This window comes from Sulfurimonas sp. NW9, from assembly GCF_051132275.1.
In the GTDB taxonomy this organism is placed as follows: Bacteria; Campylobacterota; Campylobacteria; order Campylobacterales; family Sulfurimonadaceae; genus Sulfurimonas; species Sulfurimonas hydrogeniphila.
This window is the reverse complement of the sequence record NZ_CP093236.1, coordinates 814,994-832,504: the sequence shown is the minus strand read 5'-3', so window position 1 is coordinate 832,504 and position 17,511 is coordinate 814,994. Positions and strand designations below refer to the sequence as shown.

The 17,511-nt window shown below is 33.5% G+C and carries 16 protein-coding genes and 1 tRNA gene; all 17 read right to left on the bottom strand.

The features are described from left to right. Positions 1–6: 6 nt before the first annotated feature. Positions 7–1,566: a glucose-6-phosphate isomerase gene (locus MLC44_RS04840; RefSeq protein WP_434658669.1), complete on the bottom strand. Its 1,560-nt coding sequence runs from the start codon at positions 1,564–1,566 to the stop codon at positions 7–9. Next, positions 1,563–2,513 (bottom strand): UTP--glucose-1-phosphate uridylyltransferase, encoded by a 951-nt coding sequence (locus tag MLC44_RS04835; protein ID WP_434637993.1) that lies wholly within the window; start codon positions 2,511–2,513, stop codon positions 1,563–1,565. Before MLC44_RS04835 ends, MLC44_RS04840 begins: the two co-directional genes overlap by 4 nt. Positions 2,514–2,744: 231 nt before the next feature. Further along, complete coding sequence (locus MLC44_RS04830; RefSeq protein ID WP_434581408.1) at positions 2,745–4,913, bottom strand: STT3 domain-containing protein; 2,169 nt, start codon at positions 4,911–4,913, stop codon at positions 2,745–2,747. A 45-nt stretch (positions 4,914–4,958) separates the two neighbouring features. After that, positions 4,959–5,033: transfer RNA gene (locus MLC44_RS04825), tRNA-Asn, on the bottom strand. Between the two features lie 55 nt (positions 5,034–5,088). Then, positions 5,089–6,819 carry a polysaccharide biosynthesis protein gene (locus MLC44_RS04820; RefSeq protein ID WP_434658667.1) on the bottom strand — a complete coding sequence of 577 codons (1,731 nt, stop codon included), beginning with the start codon at positions 6,817–6,819 and terminating at the stop codon, positions 5,089–5,091. 238 nt (positions 6,820–7,057) lie between these two features. Beyond that, positions 7,058–7,945, bottom strand: a complete 888-nt coding sequence (locus tag MLC44_RS04815) for an MraY family glycosyltransferase (protein ID WP_434658665.1) — start codon at positions 7,943–7,945, stop codon at positions 7,058–7,060. Then, entirely contained in the window at positions 7,942–8,751 is an 810-nt protein-coding gene (locus MLC44_RS04810) for a DNA ligase (protein WP_434637987.1), read from the bottom strand. The genes MLC44_RS04815 and MLC44_RS04810 overlap by 4 nt, the downstream gene beginning before the upstream one ends. Continuing rightward, the gene (locus MLC44_RS04805) at positions 8,748–9,638 is read right to left on the bottom strand and encodes an NAD-dependent epimerase/dehydratase family protein (RefSeq protein ID WP_434658664.1); all 891 of its coding nucleotides are present in this window, start codon (positions 9,636–9,638) and stop codon (positions 8,748–8,750) included. Before MLC44_RS04805 ends, MLC44_RS04810 begins: the two co-directional genes overlap by 4 nt. After that, complete coding sequence (locus tag MLC44_RS04800) at positions 9,639–10,781, bottom strand: glycosyltransferase family 4 protein (RefSeq protein WP_434658663.1); 1,143 nt, start codon at positions 10,779–10,781, stop codon at positions 9,639–9,641. Continuing rightward, the gene (locus tag MLC44_RS04795) at positions 10,778–11,596 is read right to left on the bottom strand and encodes an SDR family oxidoreductase (protein WP_434658662.1); all 819 of its coding nucleotides are present in this window, start codon (positions 11,594–11,596) and stop codon (positions 10,778–10,780) included. Before MLC44_RS04795 ends, MLC44_RS04800 begins: the two co-directional genes overlap by 4 nt. Continuing rightward, a complete protein-coding gene (locus MLC44_RS04790; protein WP_418641225.1) occupies positions 11,589–12,389 on the bottom strand; it encodes a glycosyltransferase family 2 protein in 801 nt (266 codons plus the stop codon). Before MLC44_RS04790 ends, MLC44_RS04795 begins: the two co-directional genes overlap by 8 nt. A gap of 1 nt (position 12,390) precedes the next feature. Then, positions 12,391–13,296 (bottom strand): NAD-dependent epimerase/dehydratase family protein, encoded by a 906-nt coding sequence (locus MLC44_RS04785; protein WP_151900690.1) that lies wholly within the window; start codon positions 13,294–13,296, stop codon positions 12,391–12,393. Beyond that, the gene (locus MLC44_RS04780; protein ID WP_151900691.1) at positions 13,286–13,693 is read right to left on the bottom strand and encodes a WxcM-like domain-containing protein; all 408 of its coding nucleotides are present in this window, start codon (positions 13,691–13,693) and stop codon (positions 13,286–13,288) included. The genes MLC44_RS04785 and MLC44_RS04780 overlap by 11 nt, the downstream gene beginning before the upstream one ends. Beyond that, entirely contained in the window at positions 13,681–14,781 is a 1,101-nt protein-coding gene (rfbG, locus tag MLC44_RS04775) for a CDP-glucose 4,6-dehydratase (protein ID WP_151900692.1), read from the bottom strand. Before rfbG ends, MLC44_RS04780 begins: the two co-directional genes overlap by 13 nt. A gap of 2 nt (positions 14,782–14,783) precedes the next feature. Beyond that, positions 14,784–15,560: a glucose-1-phosphate cytidylyltransferase gene (gene rfbF / locus MLC44_RS04770; protein WP_151900693.1), complete on the bottom strand. Its 777-nt coding sequence runs from the start codon at positions 15,558–15,560 to the stop codon at positions 14,784–14,786. After that, the gene (locus tag MLC44_RS04765) at positions 15,557–16,750 is read right to left on the bottom strand and encodes a glycosyltransferase (protein ID WP_434658661.1); all 1,194 of its coding nucleotides are present in this window, start codon (positions 16,748–16,750) and stop codon (positions 15,557–15,559) included. The genes rfbF and MLC44_RS04765 overlap by 4 nt, the downstream gene beginning before the upstream one ends. Further along, the gene (locus MLC44_RS04760; protein WP_434658660.1) at positions 16,743–17,510 is read right to left on the bottom strand and encodes a class I SAM-dependent methyltransferase; all 768 of its coding nucleotides are present in this window, start codon (positions 17,508–17,510) and stop codon (positions 16,743–16,745) included. The genes MLC44_RS04765 and MLC44_RS04760 overlap by 8 nt, the downstream gene beginning before the upstream one ends. Position 17,511 lies beyond the last annotated feature (1 nt).

The following is a 17,511-nucleotide window of genomic DNA, read 5'->3' as shown; positions in this document are numbered from 1 at the left end:
TTGTTTTTATTGCAAGCTGTCATCATTTCTGTCTTGTTTTAATTTTTTTTTCAAAATAATTTTGCCGTTTTCAACACCGGGTTGATTGTAGGCATCAATATACATCAGTTTTGCACACAGGGAAGTCAACAGTTCATATTCATACATCAAAGCGGCAATGGCACTTTCACAAACACCGTCTATTGTTATCACATCACACGGGATGTCTTTTTGATTGTTTATTGATTCTATCGTTGCATCCGCCTGTTTGTTTATCAATTCGGAAAAAGGAATATTATTAAGATATTGTAACTCTTCAAGCCCTTCCAGTTTTACATCCGGAATTTTCAAATCATTGTCAAAATTTTCCACCTTGATGACAGTTACCGTTTTATCTCGTCTGCCTTCGATGATAAGCTGTAAAAACGAGTGCTGATCAATCGGACCGATAATACCGATAGGTGTCAATCCCTGACGTGTATTGTTTATATCAATTTTACCGAGACTTTCTCCCCAAAGCTGAATATACCACTTGTTGAAACCTTCAAGGCGTGAGGAGTAGGAAAAGACTACATTTATGTTGTAATTGTATTTGTATTCGACTAAAAATCGGGCTTTTTTTAAAAGGCGTTGTTTAATATTTATGCCATTGTCAGCCGGCACTGAAGTACCGGTTCCGGAGATATTACCTGTGTCATCTTTGTGGAGAGGCACTGAAGTAGCGGTTCCGGAGATATTACCTGCGTTATCGTTGTGGAGGGGAACTGAAGTAGCAGTTCCGGAGATATTGCCTGTGTCATCGTTGTGGAGGGGAACTGAAGTAGCAGTTCCGGAGATATTGCCTGTGTCATCGTTGTGGAGGGGAACTGAAGTAGCAGTTCCGGAGATATTGCCTGTGTCATCGTTGTGGAGAGGCACTGAAGTAGCGGTTGCAGAGGTACCCTGGAACCCGTACTTCAGTGCGGGCTGCTCTTTATGAGTCCCAAAAAACTCATCATGTACTTTTCTCGCACCGGACAACAATGCATCTATGTCTATACCCACTATCGCCAAAGGTAGTAAACCGACTGCACAAAACACAGAAAAGCGTCCTCCCACATTTTTCGGAATCTCAAAAATCTTCATGCTGTGTATACGGGCATAATCACTTAATTTGGAATCGTTCTCACTGACAATCACGCTGTTTTCTCTGTTACATGTAACCAAAGAGTTTATATACTTAAACAATGCAATTGTTTCCAAAGTTGTCCCGGATTTTGAAATCACTATAAAAAGTGTATCTTCCAAATCAATATTTTCAATCTTGGACTTTATATCAATAGGGTCTGTAGTTTCAAGAAAAAAAAGTTTTTTCCTTAAATCTTTTGAGTGTTTTAAAAATTTATAAACAGCATAGGTACCAAGGGTACTTCCGCCGATACCGATAACGGCTATATTAGTTTGTTTCACTGTTTTGGCATACTCTTTATAAACAGATGTATCTTGAAGCGGCAGTGTATAATAGCCGATAGAGTTCTTTTCTTTTACAATTTCAGCAAAAACATCTTCATCTGAGATAGTCGGATTGAAATTATGACTATAGTTCATGAACAACTCTTGTTGTAAAAATAATTTGTAGCTGCAACAAAACCGTCTACACTGCCACAGTCAAAGCGTTTTCCTTGAAATTTATAGGCAATTACTCTGCCTTGTTTCGCCTGTTGCAGCAGTGCATCGGTTATTTGAATTTCTCCGCCTTTACCCGGTTTTGTTTCACGCAAAATATCGAATATATCCGGAGTAAGGATGTACCTGCCTATAATGGCCAGATTGGACGGAGCGTCCTGCGGGGATGGTTTTTCTACCATATCTGTAATTTTAAAAGCGTTATCGCCCAGACTAAAGTCTGGGTTCCGTATCTCACCTTCAATATCCTTGTCGCCCAGACTAAAGTCTAGATTCCTTGTCTCACCTGCATCTGATTCATCTTCCCGGAACCCGTACTTCAGTGCGGGCTGCTCTTCTATTGCTACCACACCGTATTTGTTAGTATCTTCATAAGGTACTTCTTCGACAGCAACGATAGAGCACTTGTATTTTTCGTAAAGTTCTACCATCTGTGCCAAAACACTCGCACTCTCATTATCACACAAATCATCCGCAAGTATGACGGCAAAAGGTTCTTTTCCGATAAGAGTTTCACCTGTCAGTATGGCATGTCCAAGCCCTTTCATCTCAACTTGTCGCGTATAGGAAAAGGTGCAGGTTGTTATTACTTTTCTTATCTCTTGCAAATAACTCTCTTTTGCAGTACCTTTAATCTGATGCTCGAGTTCATAAGAAACATCAAAGTGATCTTCAATTGCACGTTTCCCACGCCCCGTAACGATTGCCATAGTAGTAAGCCCCGCTTCTATTGCTTCTTCCACCCCGTATTGAAGAAGCGGTTTTGTAAGGACGGGGAGCATCTCTTTTGGTATCGCTTTTGTAGCCGGCAAAAATCTTGTCCCGTAGCCTGCCGCCGGAAAAAGACATTTTCTGATTGTTGTTTGCAAGAGAATCCTTTGTTTTTAGTGAAATGATTATAGTAAACCTTTGATTATATTTACTTAAATTCAGCCCGTACTGAAGTACGGATTTCGAAAAAGCTGCACATCTCCAGGAATCAGTACTTTAATGCCGACTGTTGTTGCTTACTGTCACTCTCAGCCCACCCTAAAGGATGGGTTCCTAAGTACTGAATACTTCCCGGAATCGGTACTTTAGTGCCGACTGTTCTTTAATTCTTATATTTTCAATTTATATACTTTAGCCTGTGGTGTTAATATCACAGGTTCAAAAAGTTTTTTATCATAATTTTCCAGCACCATCAGTTGTATATAGAGTGAATTATATGTCTGTTCATCCACTATTAAAAAAGTATTATAGTTTTTCATAAAAATAATATTTAAATTTGAGGAAAGATTAACAACCTGTACCTGTTTGTGTAGTTTCATATTTTTGTCATAGTAAGTTTGCACAAAACGTCTTATCGGCAATGTTTTATTTCCAAGAGTAAGCTGCAGATTTCTTTTGTCTAAAAACACATTTTGTGCCAATTGAATTTTGTTGCCAATATCTTTAAAATTCCTGCTTACAAAGAAAAATGGCTGCCTGCCTTTGTCTCCGTTCATTAAATTCAAATTTGAGAAAAGTGTTACCGTCGGATAAATGTTTATCATTCTGAAAGGCAGATAAAAGTAGATATCTCTTGTTTTTTTCGGCAGTTTAATATCAGACTGCAAACTCTTTAAAAATTCGTTTGTATCTTTGTATCCGTAATCTTTTGTCATCTGTTCGATATTTGAAAAAACTGTAATATTTTTGTCTTCTATCTCTTTCTTGTTTTTATCTCCAAAATCGTATGTTTTTTCCGTATACTCTACATCAAGCCGTGCCATTTTTGCAGCCTCTTCCTGTGTGTGCGTCAGCATAAAGCTTAGTGGAAAATTCACGCTTCCACTGTGTTTTCCGCCATCGGCCAAAGTTTTGACATCTGCATAGTATCGAATTGGATAGCCATAGTCCCACCATGCTACAACATAATCTTCACGACTTGCTTTTTTTCCCAGGGTAGTTAAAACTTTCACTTCATTCGCATTAAAAACAGTAGGTACTTTATACGCCTCTATATGTTTATAGTTTGGATACAGTGCCAGCAGAGTAAAAGCACTCATGCTTAAAACTTTCAACTTCTGCGTAGGCATTTTTGAAGCAATCTGCGTAATTAAAAAGGCAATGCCGAAAGCTAAAATCGGTACGGCATAGATTGTAAAACGAAGTCCACCGACATAGGCTAAAAATCCAAGCCCGACAAGAGGCAGTGAAAAGAGCATAATACGGTGTTTGTACAGCAGATACATGTAACCAAGCAAAGAAATGACAAATGTAACAGTATTGCCACTGATACGATTTGCAAAAGTCTCAAAAGGAATATGCCCTGCTTCTCGGACTGTTTGCATTACCGTGAAAAAATGAAGTCCCAGTCCTTTAGTCCCCGCACTGACACTCTCTCTAAAAATATAGCCTTTTAACTGCGACCAGATCGGATCAAATCCACCGGTTGCAAAAAATGCAATAATTGAAGTCCCTAAGATATAGTAAATATACTTATCATATTTTTCCTGCTTAAATGTATAAAAAGCGGCTAAAACAAAACCCAGACGAACCAATCCGTCTGTATTCATCATAGCAAACAGCATAATGGCAAGCAGTTTATAATTAAATACATTTTTTCGATCAAACACCAAAGTATAAAAAAGAATCAATCCGAAAAATGAAAACTCCAAAGAGTAAGACTGAGGGTACCACCATCTGTAAACCAGGATATCTAAAGCGGTAAAGAGCAGATATATGTCTTTATTGGTTTTAATCGCCCAAATAACAGACCAGAGCAAAAACATAGGAAGCACAATGTTGAGCATATCGGTATCATAATACCCTGCCATTGTACGGTTATAATAACTCCATGCAACAGATGCAAATATTGCGGCAATAAACCCCATCTCAAGATTTTTCAGCGCTTTAGCTATCAAAATGATGGGAATAACGACAAGAGAACTCAAAAATACCGGTAAATAAAAAATAACACTCTCAAAAGAAAAAGGCAGGATTTTTGCAAAGAATGCTGTAAGTTGGGAAGCAGCACTTGAAACAGGTGAGAGGTCATGCAACTGATGAAATTTATCAAAATACTCTTTTGCATCCGGATTTGTTCCGGTTCCGGAAAGTAAATCACGAGCACCTTCCGCCCAAACATAACCATCATTGGTATTAATCATAAACTGCCCGTTAAAATAAAACGGTGCATATCCGTTAAAATGATATACCCAAACAAGGCGCATACCAATAGAAAAAGCAAAAGCTATAAAAATATAAAGAAGTGTTAATTTTGTTTCATGGGAAGTATCTGTCAAGTTTTAGTCCTCTAAAAAGTTGAGGAATTATAACATAAAAAGAAGTGGCTCCGGATACTGGATTCGAACCAGTGACCAAGTGATTAACAGTCACCTACTCTACCGCTGAGCTAATCCGGAATGTATGGCAGAATTCTATCCAAACAATTTTAAAATAACCTAAAATTTTGATAATTTAGGAATTTGTTTGATGATTAAACTCCGGCACTATCTCTTTGAGTTTTTTCAGCGTATCATTACATGTAAGCAGTGCTTCTATATCTTCATTCAATCTTTTCAAATCATACGGTGTAGGTTTTCTCACGGTTATGGATTCATATTCTGTTTTTGTGTCACTCTCGTCTATCAAAAGCTCTTCATAGAGTTTTTCACCCGGTCGTAAACCTGTATATGTAATGTCAATGTTTTGACTTCCGCTCAGGTCAATCATTTTTTTTGCCAAATCAACTATCCTTATCGGTTCACCCATATCAAGTATGAAAATCTCACCGCCGCTTCCTATAGCACCTGCCTGCAAAACCAGTTCACAGGCTTCGGGTATCAACATAAAATATCGTGTGATATCAGGATGTGTTACGGTAACAGGTCCGCCTGCTTCTATCTGTTTTTTAAATTTTGGAATAACACTTCCGCTAGAGCCTAAAACATTACCAAACCTCACAGCGACTATGTCTGTTCCCTGTCCATTTGAATTTTGGGCATACAGTTCGCAAATACGCTTAGTCGTTCCCATAACATTTGTAGGACGCACTGCCTTATCGGTAGATATCATCACAAACTTTTGCACGCCATGCTTTATAGACGCATCTATAACATTTTTAGTGCCTATGACATTATTGACGATGCCTTCATATATGTTTGATTCAACAAGCGGTACATGTTTGTATGCTGCGGCATGTATAACTATCTGAGGTTTATACTTTTGAAATGTTTCATCTAAAAGTTCCGAATTTACTACACTTTGCATAACAGGTACAGCATCCACATTCTTAATCTCTTCCAAAATAGCATACAAATTGTATTCGCTGTGGTCTAAAAGTATAAGTTTCTTCGCTCCGTATTTTTCACATTGACGACATATTTCACTCCCGATGCTCCCACCGGCACCTGTAACCAAAACAGTTTTGTCTTTTATGAATGCTTTTATCTTTTTTTTGTCCAAATCTTTTGGATGGCGTGCAAGCAAATCTTCTACAGAGAGATCTTTTAACTGTGTCGAAAGATTTTTTCCCGTTAAAATTTCATCAATAGAAGGAAGAATCTGAATAACTTCAAAGTAATTTGAGAGATTGTCATATATCGTTCTGATACGCTCTTTTGGAACAGACGGCATGGCAATAACAAGCAAATCATACTTTTTATCTTTCATAACTGTTTTGAGCTGTTGCTCAGAAAGTATATTTACAGAATCTACAGAACGGTTTTGCAAAGCCTTGTCATCATCCACAAAATATTCTATTTTATACTTAGAATCATGAAACTCGGATGCCAGTTTTATTCCAGCCTTCCCTGCACCGTAAATTACCACTGATTTTGTCTTCTTTACTTTTGATTTGTTGGTAAAATAATAATATGCATACATCAAAAAATTAATGCTAAAAAGATATAAAAAGAGTTCTGATGCCAAAAATGACAAACGAACCTTGCCATAGAATATAGGCACATAGACAAAAAATGCGGCGAAATAAACAACACTTTTAATAAGAAAAGTCTTTTGTGAGGCTTTTGACCAAGAGAGAGAGTAGTCTCGCAGTATAAAGCGTGATGCAAGCATACGAATGACGATGACGCTTGCCACAACCTCAAACTCAAACGGCATATGATAGATAAAAAATGTCCACCAAAACGTAATAAAAGAGAGTACTATAATTACTAAAAAGTTTAATATTTTTTTATCTATTCGCACTGTTTATTATTCTCTGGATCTTTAAGTTTTAATACGCTCATACTATACTTTCCTCTCTTATTATAAACATCATTATAACACATTTGTAAACTCACAGTTTTCACTCTATATGTGCAGCGCACCATAAAGAGTGGGTTCCAAAAAACTGTACACATTCACAGAAATCGGTACTTTCCTGGCATTCTCGCCCGCACTGAAGTACGGATTCCAAATGCAACAATTTCTCGGAATCGGTACTTCAGTGCCGACTGATAAAATACGCCAAGACAAATAAAACCATATTCGCCCCCATAGCCATAAACACAACTCTGTCATGGGAAAATCCGGCCTGCGTCAGCCTTTGGTATAGATGCTTTTTATGTGCCACCAAAAGCCTTTCTCCATTGAGGTACCGCTTGACTAAAGTATACGTCGCATCAAACCAAAACACGCCAAATAAGATAATCCATATCCATAAATTTACAGCATCTTGATTTGCATAATATATAGCAAAAATCGCCACAGTATACCCAAGCAAAGTACTCCCGACATCTCCCATAAATATCTTCGCTCTATGCCAGTTCCAGACCAAAAATCCTAACACAGACACAATCAAAACTAAAAAATGCACCCCGCCAAAAAGTAAAAAACCGGCAACTCCAAGAAAAACGGCTTCACTTCCGGCATAGCCGTCAATTCCGTCTAAAAAATTGTAAAGATTGATAAACCAGATAATCGCCACAAAAGCAATGATATTAGCAACCAGTTGATTTTCAATGCTAAAAAGCCAAAAGTCCAAGCTACCTAAACCACCCAGAGCCATTAACCCACCAACAGCGACACTGCTCTGTGTGACAAGCCTTACTTTAGGAGAAAGTTCATACAAGTCATCCAAGTAACTTACAACAGCAAGCACAACCCCCACCATTAAAGCATAATACAAAGATGAAACAATCTCTCCCCTGAAAAAAAGATAACTCAACCCCATAAACCAAGTAACAGCTATAGCAATCCCCCCACCATGAGGCGTAGGCACCGTGTGAGAACTCCGTTCATTTACCTCGGCAACCAAGGATTTTTCAATGGCATAATTCTTGATAAAATAAGTGAGCATAAATGACAATAAAAATAAAAATATATAGATCACAGATCGCTTCCTTTATATCTAACTCTCAAAAACACAGGAAATCTTGGCTTTTTGTATTTTGTAAACTCTTGGTACTTAAATGTTACAATATCACCGACTTTAGGAGGATCCATTCTCTCTTTATTTGTAAATCCACTGCCTATTTTAAAGGTTGCGTTGTTATCTAAACGACAGGTTAGCGATCCCATCATATTTGCAAGTTTTCCTTTACCATGGTTGACAGCGACAACTCTGCATTCGGCATCTTTAAATGATTTTACTTTTAAGGCTTTTGATGTTCTTTTGTCTATATATGCCATATTTGGGTCTCGCACCACAACACCCTCACCGCCTTTTGATTCTACTACGGATAAAAATCTAAAAAGTTCATCTTTTGAATTCACCTCTCTTTGAACTATTACATGTAAGATATCACTTTCATATGGTTTTACTTTTTCTAAACGCTTCAAAAGACCTTCTTTTGCATGAGGTACTTCAAAAATGTAATATGTAATTTCTTTCCATTTTTCAGATGGTACTTTATCTCGCACTATAGAAGATATATTTTCAAAATCATCCCTTTTGCTCCACAACTCCCCATCTAATTCAAAAGGGGGGAAATCTTTTATAAAAAACTTTGGAGCATAAATATGCTTTCCTCCACGACTTATAAGTTGTTTCCCATCCCAGTAAGCACGGATTCCATCAAGTTTTTCACTCATTACCCAATTTGTAATATTTTGATCTTTATAGACTTGCAAAAGTAAAAGTTGTGGTTTTTGCGCAAACAGTACAAATGGCAGGAGTAATATTAGGTACAGTTTCATATCATTAAGTCCTTTAAACTTTTCTCACCGTTTATCATAAAATCAATCCCTTCTTCCGCACCAAACGGAAGCGATGCTTCAGCCTTGCCAAAAAGTTTTTTCATTGCATCCTTATTGTCAACTTCCAAACTCCCATAAAGCCTCTTATGAAACGATGGCTTTAAAACCTTCAACAAACTCTCAAAAAACGGCACCCGAACAAGATAAACTTTTTTTCCTAAATTTTCAGCTATCAGCTCTATAAGTTTTATGGTACTAAACGGTTTATCATCGCTCACTAAAAATATGCCATCTTTTTGTCGCTCAATGACAGCATCCATAAAAAAACATAAATTCCCAATGTAGATCATACTGCGTCTGTTCTCAATTCCTCCAAAAGGCAACACAGGCACTTTGCGAACCAAATTAATAAGATTTTTTATGTTAGCTTTCACCCCATACCCATAAACAATAGGCGTTCTTATAATAGAAACAATAAAATTATCATCTTCGATTTTTTGAAGTTCCTGCTCGGCTTTTAATTTACTTTTACCGTATTCATCCTGAGGGTTACATGGTGTACTTTCTGTATAACAAACATCACTCTCTTCCCCATATACTTTCACACTGCTCATAAACACAAAATGCTTCACGCCAGATGCTTTTGCTTTTTTAGCCAGATCCAAAGTTTGCGTAACATTTATCTTTTCATACGCCTCTTTACTCGCTCCACCCATCTGATGTACCAAAGCAGACAAATGTACAACAACATCAACGCCCTTTACATGTAGAGCATCAAAATTCTCCTGTAAAAAAGAAAAAGTTCTTATCTTATAGTGTTGAGAATATTTTAACTGGAAATAACTCCCGATAAAACCTCTTACCCCTGTTAATAAAATAGTTTTCATCTATATATCCATGTCTAGTTTCTTTAACTCACCTAACAGTTCATTCCAAAAATATTTTTGATCATATTTTTTGACAATACTATCTCTTACATTGCATCTAACAAAATTGTAAAATTTTTCATCTATAATAAATTTTTCCATTGCATGGAACAAAGCTACTTCATCTTTTTTCTTTACCAGCATTCCATTTATATTGTGTTTTATTACTTCATTACACCCATTTATATCAGTTGCAAGCAGTGGTATATTAAAACTACCTGCTTCTATGAGAACATTTGGCAGTCCCTCCCTGTATGAAGGAAGAACAAATAGGTTAGTAATGCAAAGATATTTTCTTATATCATCCTGAAATTCTATATATTTTACAGAATAATTTTCTTTTATTATTTGATGGCTTTGTTTAGAAATCGGGTCTGATTCATTTTTATAATCACCTATCAATAATAATTTAATTTTAGAATATTTATTACTTAACAAATCAAATACACTTAACAACTCATTAATACCTTTATCTTTTACAATTCTTCCTACAAAAGTTATTATAAAGTCATCTTTCTTAAGCTTTAAATTATCCTTGATTTTATTTTTTTGACTCTCCGAAAACTTATCTTTAAAAAACTCGGTATCAACACCGTTAACTGAACCATTTCCAATTATAGCAACCTCTTTCGCTGTCATGTTTTTAACTGTTGCAGTCAAAATTTTGCTATTACAATATATTTTAGAGGAAAAAAAATATGTAGTCTTTTCTGTTATTGTCAATATTTTTTTTCTTATTCCTGTCGCTTCCAAATGAGGAAGGCCCACAACACTGTGCAGTCTATGCGGAACTCTAGTTATCCATGATGAAATCATTCCAAGTAATCCGGCTTTTGGAGTAAGTGTATAAACAATCAAAGGCTTCTTTTTTAACAGATACCCTGTAAGCTGTATCAAAACTTTTAAATCTTTAAAAATATTAATTTTTCTATTAAAATCCACTATTTTTACAGATACATTTTCATACTCTTTAATACTTTGGATTTTATCTGAATATGATGTAACTATTTCAACTTCATAATAATTAGATAAAAATTTTGCCTGTCCTTTTAGCCAAGTTTCCAAAACAACAGGAACAGTAACCATTATTACAATTTTTTTCATAAATTAAATTCTTGTTGTAAATATTCTTTCACATTGATAAAATCATTTTTTTGAATTACTTCAACCAGTAATCTTGCATCAGAGGTTGAAACTTTTAACTCATCTCTAAATATATTGCTTGTTTTAATTTCGATCTGATTATTTGACAAAAATTCCAAGATCCCTTTTATTGAACTGCCAAAACCAGTACCTACATTAAGTATTTTAATATTTTGTATCTTTAACAGTTTACTATATATAAAAACCACATCATCAATATGTATAAAATCTCTAATGGCATTTCCATTGTTTACTATTTTTATTTCTTGATTGTTTTTATGAGCATTTATAATTTTACTGATAACAGAAAATTTATCATTTCCGCCATACATGTTAAAAATCCTGGTAATCGTATAGTCTATCTTATACTCATTACAATATTTTTCAATCAATTTCTCATTTGCAACTTTTAAAGAGGCATGCAAGTTCATAGGTTTTAATTCATCTGATTCATTACATAAAATATTATTTCCATATACAGAACTGCTACTTGTGTATATTATTTTGTTGATGTCTGCATTTTTAAAGTAATCAAGCACTAAAGAAGTAATTAAAATGGCATTAGTGATGTAATTACTACTGCTATCGAAATTATTTAGCTGTGTTGCAGGTTGAAAGTTATTAAAAATAATATTAATTTTTTGATTTTTATACTCTTGTAAAATATTTATATTTTCCAATATTTCTCTTGAAGACAGTAATATGGAATTATCTATATACCTATTCATTCTTTTAGAAAGATTACTATTTTTCCCAATAATTAAATTTTTAGGCATAACTGTATCTCTTAAAAATAATCTTACAAATTTGTAACAAAGAACTAAATACATAATGTCTCATCGGTATCTCTTTTTTTAAAAAAATCAATGAAAGCAAATACAATGCTTTTCTGTAACCTATATCTGTCTCTCTGTTTGAAATTGAAGCATTATGAACTCTATAATTCAACAGCTTTTCTTTGAGTAAAACAATTTTTTTTTCATTTCTAATTAATTTTATCCAAAGTTGCCAATCTTCTACCGCAATCAAATTTTTCTCTTCTTCAAAATTAACTAAAGCACTTTTTTTTAACAATACAGAATTTACATTTATATAATTGATATAATAAATAATATTTTTCATACTTATAACAGTTTTTAAAAAATTAACCAGTTTTTGATTATCAAAATTTCCTTGTAATTCAGATTTTTCATCAATTTCATATGCCAATGTATGGACTACGTCAGCATGATTGTTTTGTAAAAATGCTAATTGTTTTTCTAACTTTTCCGGTAACCATACATCATCAGAATCCAAGAAAGCTATATATTCACCTTTTGCAATTTTTAAACCCTCATTTCTAGGATAAGCGGGTCCGCCTTTGTTCATATTCAAATTTACAACCTTGATCCTTTTATCTTGCTGCTGATATTCCTCAATAATAGAAACACTTTTATCTGTTGAATTATGATTTATAAGCAGTAGTTCAAAAACCTCATAAGTTTGCTTCAACACTGACTGTATTGTTTCATCTAGATAATTTTCTGCATTATATATTGGAATAATGACACTAATCAAAGGATTTTTCATATTAAATTTTATCCTTAATATATTTTTTCAAACCACTTTCCAAAGAAATATTCACTTTATAATTCAACTCTTTTTGCGACATTTCTATATCTGCACATGCTCTGATTGTATCAATTTTACGACTTTTATTCGCACCCCATGCAATATTTGCTTTTTTATTTGTAATACTTTCTAAAGTCTTTACCAAATCTCTTATTGATATACATTTTCCTGTTCCCACGTCATAGTCAATTTTAGAAGCTTTAATATTATTAAAATCAAGAATAAGGTTATAATAAAGGTTTACAACATCATCTATATGTACAAAATCCAATATCTGCTTACCATCACTCATATTAACAGCCTCATCCGAGTCTAGAGAATCTATAGCATAATCAATAATCTTTTTATTGGCATTTTTCTTTCCATAAACTGTAAACAAAATCATATTTAAAAATTTAAAAGAGTTCTTTTTGGCATAGTACTCAATTATATATTTTGCAGAAGTTTTTGTAGCAGAATAAAAATATGTTGGGCTTATTATATTGTTGATATGATATTCGGAAAAAGAACCTGTATTTATAAACAATTGCAACTTGCAACCTGATAATGCAATTAACAGATTAGAGGTAAATACAATATTTGATTCTATTAGCTTAACTATATCTTTTGGTTCATCTGAACTTGTTGAATATGCAGCCAGATGAACTACAATTTCAGGTGAAAATTGTAAAACACTGTCATTAAACTCAGTTAGGTTATTACATTCGATATATATAACCGCATTCCCAAACATTTTTATGGCACTTTTTGAATCTCGAACAACCAGTGCAATTTCTATGTTATGATTGATTAAAAGTTTATTCACAAGATCTGAACCAACATAGCCGGTTCCGCCAGTTACAAGAACTCTTTTTTTACCATTCATAGTTTATCTCATTAATATCTAAATTTATTGCTTCGTCTGGATTATGCTCAATTGAAGCGATATTTAATAACATACTGCTTTCGCTTAAACCTTTAAAAGCCATCCACAAATTTGGTTTTACAGTAAGTCTTTGGTAATTTTTTTGAGAAAGTTTTACACTAAAAAACTCTTTATTTATTTCATCATACACAACAAATTCTATTTCTCCAACAACCACTACAAGATTTAAAGTCATTTGAGTATGTTTCTTCCATCCCTTGATATCATTTAGGTATATAGTTGAAAAATAAGCTTCTCCAAATCCATCAAACCCCTCATCACTTTTTTTCATGGCATGAAAAATATCACCTTTTGGATTATAAATCTGTTTTAGCGGTGTTAAAATTACTCCGTCCATTGCAAACCTCGCGTTTTTGCCATACTTTCATATTCATTTATCTGTTCCAAAGTTTTTTCTAAAATATTGTTATTATTGTTATAAAAGTCATAATACCACTCACTGGTAAATCTAATAGTATCTTTATACTCTAAATTTGCCTGCCATTTCAGATAAAAGAGAGCTTTGTCACAATTGAGTTTTAGCAATCCTGCCTCATGAAAAGGTATGTTCCCTGTAATAGTAAAAGCATCTTTGGCATTTGTAAAATGCCAATACTGACTTAAATCTGCAAGCAATTGTTTAACTGTGTGATTTTGTTCTGCCCTTGGTCCAAAGTTAAACGCTTCCCCATGCAAAGAGTTGTTTTCATACAAAACCTGCCCTAGATTTAAATATCCACTTAAAGGTTCAAGCACATGCTGCCAAGGTCTCGTAGCTTCTGGGCTTCGTATCTCCACACTTTGATTTTTACTCCAAGCGTGCATGCAGTCAACTACAATCCTGTCTTTTGCCCAATCTCCGCCACCTATAACATTTCCGGCTCTACCAATGGCTAACTTAACATTACAATTGTCTTTTTTAAAAAATGAGTGATAATATGATTTTATAATAAGCTCAGCAGCACCCTTGCTACCACTGTAAATATCTTTACCACCCATTTTATCATCCTCTTTGTAGCCCCATACCTGTTCTACATTGGCATACGCTTTATCACTTGTGATAATTATAACGCTGCATTTATGATTTGAGTTTTTAAGAGCTTCTAAAATATTTGCCGTTCCCATTACATTTGAGGATATTGTGTCAATTGGATTTTCATAAGATGTTGAAACTATCGGCTGTGCTGCCAGATGAAAAAGAAACTCCGGCGCTTCTGCGGCTATAATTTCATTCATTTTAGATAAATTTCTTATATCCTCTTGATAATGCTTTATCTTTTTTTGTAGCTGTAACTCTTCAAACATTGAAGGATTTGTCGGAATATCTTTTGAGATGCCTATAACTTTTGCCCCAAGTTTTAAAAGCCACAGAGTAAGCCATGTGCCTTTAAATCCTGTATGCCCGGTAACAAGTACTTTTTTATCTTTGTATACATTTTTGAACATTGCTATTCCCATACCTTCCAAGGGGCAACACCTTCATCCCAAAGTTTATTAAGATCATTTTTATCTTTTAAGCTATCCATCGGCTTCCAAAAGCCTTCATGTTTGAAAGTAAATATTTCTCCATCTTTAGCAAGTTTTTGCAGTGGTTCTTGCTCAAAAACAGTTGCATCTCCACCTGTAATGTAGTCAAAAACTTTCGGTTCGCAAACAAAAAACCCTGCATTTATCCAACCACCGTCACCCTTTGGCTTCTCTAAAAAATCTGTTACCTGATGTGATTCAGAGATATTAAGTGCACCAAAACGTCCATCTGGTTGAGCAGAGGTCATAGTCATTGCTTTACCGTGTTTTTTATGAAATGCTACCAATTCTTTTATATTTACATCACTTACCCCATCTCCATAAGTGAGCATAAACGCTTCATTACCAATAACTTTTTGTGCCTGTTTAATTCGTCCTCCTGTCATAGAGTTCAGCCCTGTATCAAGCAATGTTACCTTCCATGGTTCACTTGAATTATTTAACACTTCCATTTTACCATTTGACATATCTATAGTTATATCACTTTGATGTAAAAAATAGTTTGCAAAATACTCTTTAATATAATAGCCTTTATATCCTAAGAGAATAACAAAATCATTAAAACCATACTCTGAATATATTTTCATAATATGCCATAAAATAGGCTTACCCCCTATTTCAACCATAGGTTTTGGCCTTATGTCTGTCTCTTCACTGAGTCTTGTTCCAAAACCGCCTGCTAACAGTAATACTTTCATTTGTCATCCTCACTATATAACTTGAAAAGTTTATCATTCATATTCTTAATAGAAAATTCACTTTTGACTCTTTCATAGGAAAAATCTACAAAGGCATCTCGTTGATTTGTATTAAAAATCAAATAATTTATTTTTTTAGCCAAATCATCAATATCATTTTTATCAAGAAGCAAACCACCTTTATTCTCAATAATTTGTTCTGATATGCCACCTACATTACTTGCAATAACAGGAACCTTATAAGACATTGCTTCACTTACTACATATGGTAGACCTTCTTGATCTGAAACAAAAACATTTATATCTGAAAATAGATACACATCCATAGCATCCTCAATCCAGCCCAAAAAAACAACTCTTTCATTCAAAGATAAATTATTTACTAAATTTTCTATTTTTTTACGATTCGGTCCATCCCCTGCTATTATAAGTTTTACATTATCATCAAGTTTTTTTAAGGCTTTTACCAAAATATCTTGTCTCTTTGTTGAACCAATCAAAGCAACCATAGAAATCCAAATATAATTCTCTTTTTTAATAGTTGTATTAGCAAAATTAAGCTCATTTTTTTTATTTACAATAGCGTCAACATCCACACCTGTATAAACCACATATATCTTTTTTGAATTTATCTTTACTATTGATATCAATTCAAATTTTATTTTTTTACTATTTGGAATATAAAAATCTATTAAATCATCACAATACAAATCAATAATATGTTGAAAAAAACGAAATATCCTATTCTTATAATTTGATGATGGTGAGCTTAAAATAGATAATCCGACTTTTTTAAATCCGACTTTTGAAGATGCTTTTACAGCAGAAAATGAACTTAGTGCTGCAGGATAACCGCCATTTATAATCATTATATTTTCATACTCAACCAAGGAACTAAAAACTTTTTTTAACTTAAAATAATTTGGCACAATAGAGAAATAATACATTATGAAATTAAATAATTTTATAAAATTATTTAAAAAACTGTTTTTTATAAAACTTAATTTTATTTTACTTAATTTTACTGCACTATAGTCAATATTTCTTTTTTTAGCAAAAGTTATTATCCGATCGTTTTCACTATTTACCACTATATGAATATCAAATTTACTATTATCAGCAAAATCAAAAATAAATCTTTCTAGCCCTCCAGGAAAATAGTTTTCAGTATATAAAACTAATTTAATCATTTTTTACTACAAATATTAAATAGCTTGAAATATATTTATTTTTTATATTAGAGAAAATTATTGACAGTGCTTTACTACTTACCTTTAATATAAATCTAAGAAAAATATTTTCAACTTTATTAATATTAAACAATGCAGGTTCAAAGCCACCAATATAATCCAGATAAACTAATTCTTTTTTAGAAGACTTAATCATCTTTTCCATCAGTACTTTATCCATCATTTTAATATTATGGTTCTTTATAATACTGCTTCCTGAAATTCTATCAATAAATAGTTGAAGATAATAGTTGATACCTCTGAAGTTTGGAAACCCTGTAACTACATATCCATTTTTTTTGCAATATTGAATATGTTTTTGATATATATCATCATAGTTTTCAAAGTGTTCAATAAAACCAAAAGACATCACCAAGTCATATTTTGGATCAGGTGATTGAGTTAAAAAATCAGCAGTGATTACATTGAATCTGTTTTCTGGAATATGACAAAGTTTGAAATTCTCTTTTGTTTTTTCTGCTGCCACATCAACATATTCAAAACCATCAATATCATAATTTAAATTTTCATAAACCAATGTCAGCCACTTTCCTGGAGCGCAGCCTATTTCTAATGCTTTTTGATCATTATCAACTTTTGGAACAAATTTTAAAATTGTTTCTGCAATAACTCTATCATTTTTAAAACTAAAATTTACTTTTTGTGGTAATAGTATTTCTCCCCAATATTGTTCCCAAAAACTTTTTTCTGTTATTTTCATT

Excerpts from the sequence above, each read along its gene's own strand:
- MLC44_RS04840 (WP_434658669.1), bottom strand. The coding sequence starts at position 1,566 with ATGAACTATAGTCATAATTTCAATCCGACTATCTCAGATGAAGATGTT.
- MLC44_RS04810 (WP_434637987.1), bottom strand. The coding sequence starts at position 8,751 with ATGAAACTGTACCTAATATTACTCCTGCCATTTGTACTGTTTGCGCAA.
- MLC44_RS04805 (WP_434658664.1), bottom strand. The coding sequence starts at position 9,638 with ATGAAAACTATTTTATTAACAGGGGTAAGAGGTTTTATCGGGAGTTAT.
- MLC44_RS04800 (WP_434658663.1), bottom strand. The coding sequence starts at position 10,781 with ATGAAAAAAATTGTAATAATGGTTACTGTTCCTGTTGTTTTGGAAACT.
- MLC44_RS04795 (WP_434658662.1), bottom strand. The coding sequence starts at position 11,596 with ATGCCTAAAAATTTAATTATTGGGAAAAATAGTAATCTTTCTAAAAGA.
- MLC44_RS04790 (WP_418641225.1), bottom strand. The coding sequence starts at position 12,389 with ATGAAAAATCCTTTGATTAGTGTCATTATTCCAATATATAATGCAGAA.
- MLC44_RS04785 (WP_151900690.1), bottom strand. The coding sequence starts at position 13,296 with ATGAATGGTAAAAAAAGAGTTCTTGTAACTGGCGGAACCGGCTATGTT.
- MLC44_RS04780 (WP_151900691.1), bottom strand. The coding sequence starts at position 13,693 with ATGGACGGAGTAATTTTAACACCGCTAAAACAGATTTATAATCCAAAA.
- rfbG (WP_151900692.1), bottom strand. The coding sequence starts at position 14,781 with ATGTTCAAAAATGTATACAAAGATAAAAAAGTACTTGTTACCGGGCAT.
- rfbF (WP_151900693.1), bottom strand. The coding sequence starts at position 15,560 with ATGAAAGTATTACTGTTAGCAGGCGGTTTTGGAACAAGACTCAGTGAA.
- MLC44_RS04765 (WP_434658661.1), bottom strand. The coding sequence starts at position 16,750 with ATGATTAAATTAGTTTTATATACTGAAAACTATTTTCCTGGAGGGCTA.
- MLC44_RS04760 (WP_434658660.1), bottom strand. The coding sequence starts at position 17,510 with ATGAAAATAACAGAAAAAAGTTTTTGGGAACAATATTGGGGAGAAATA.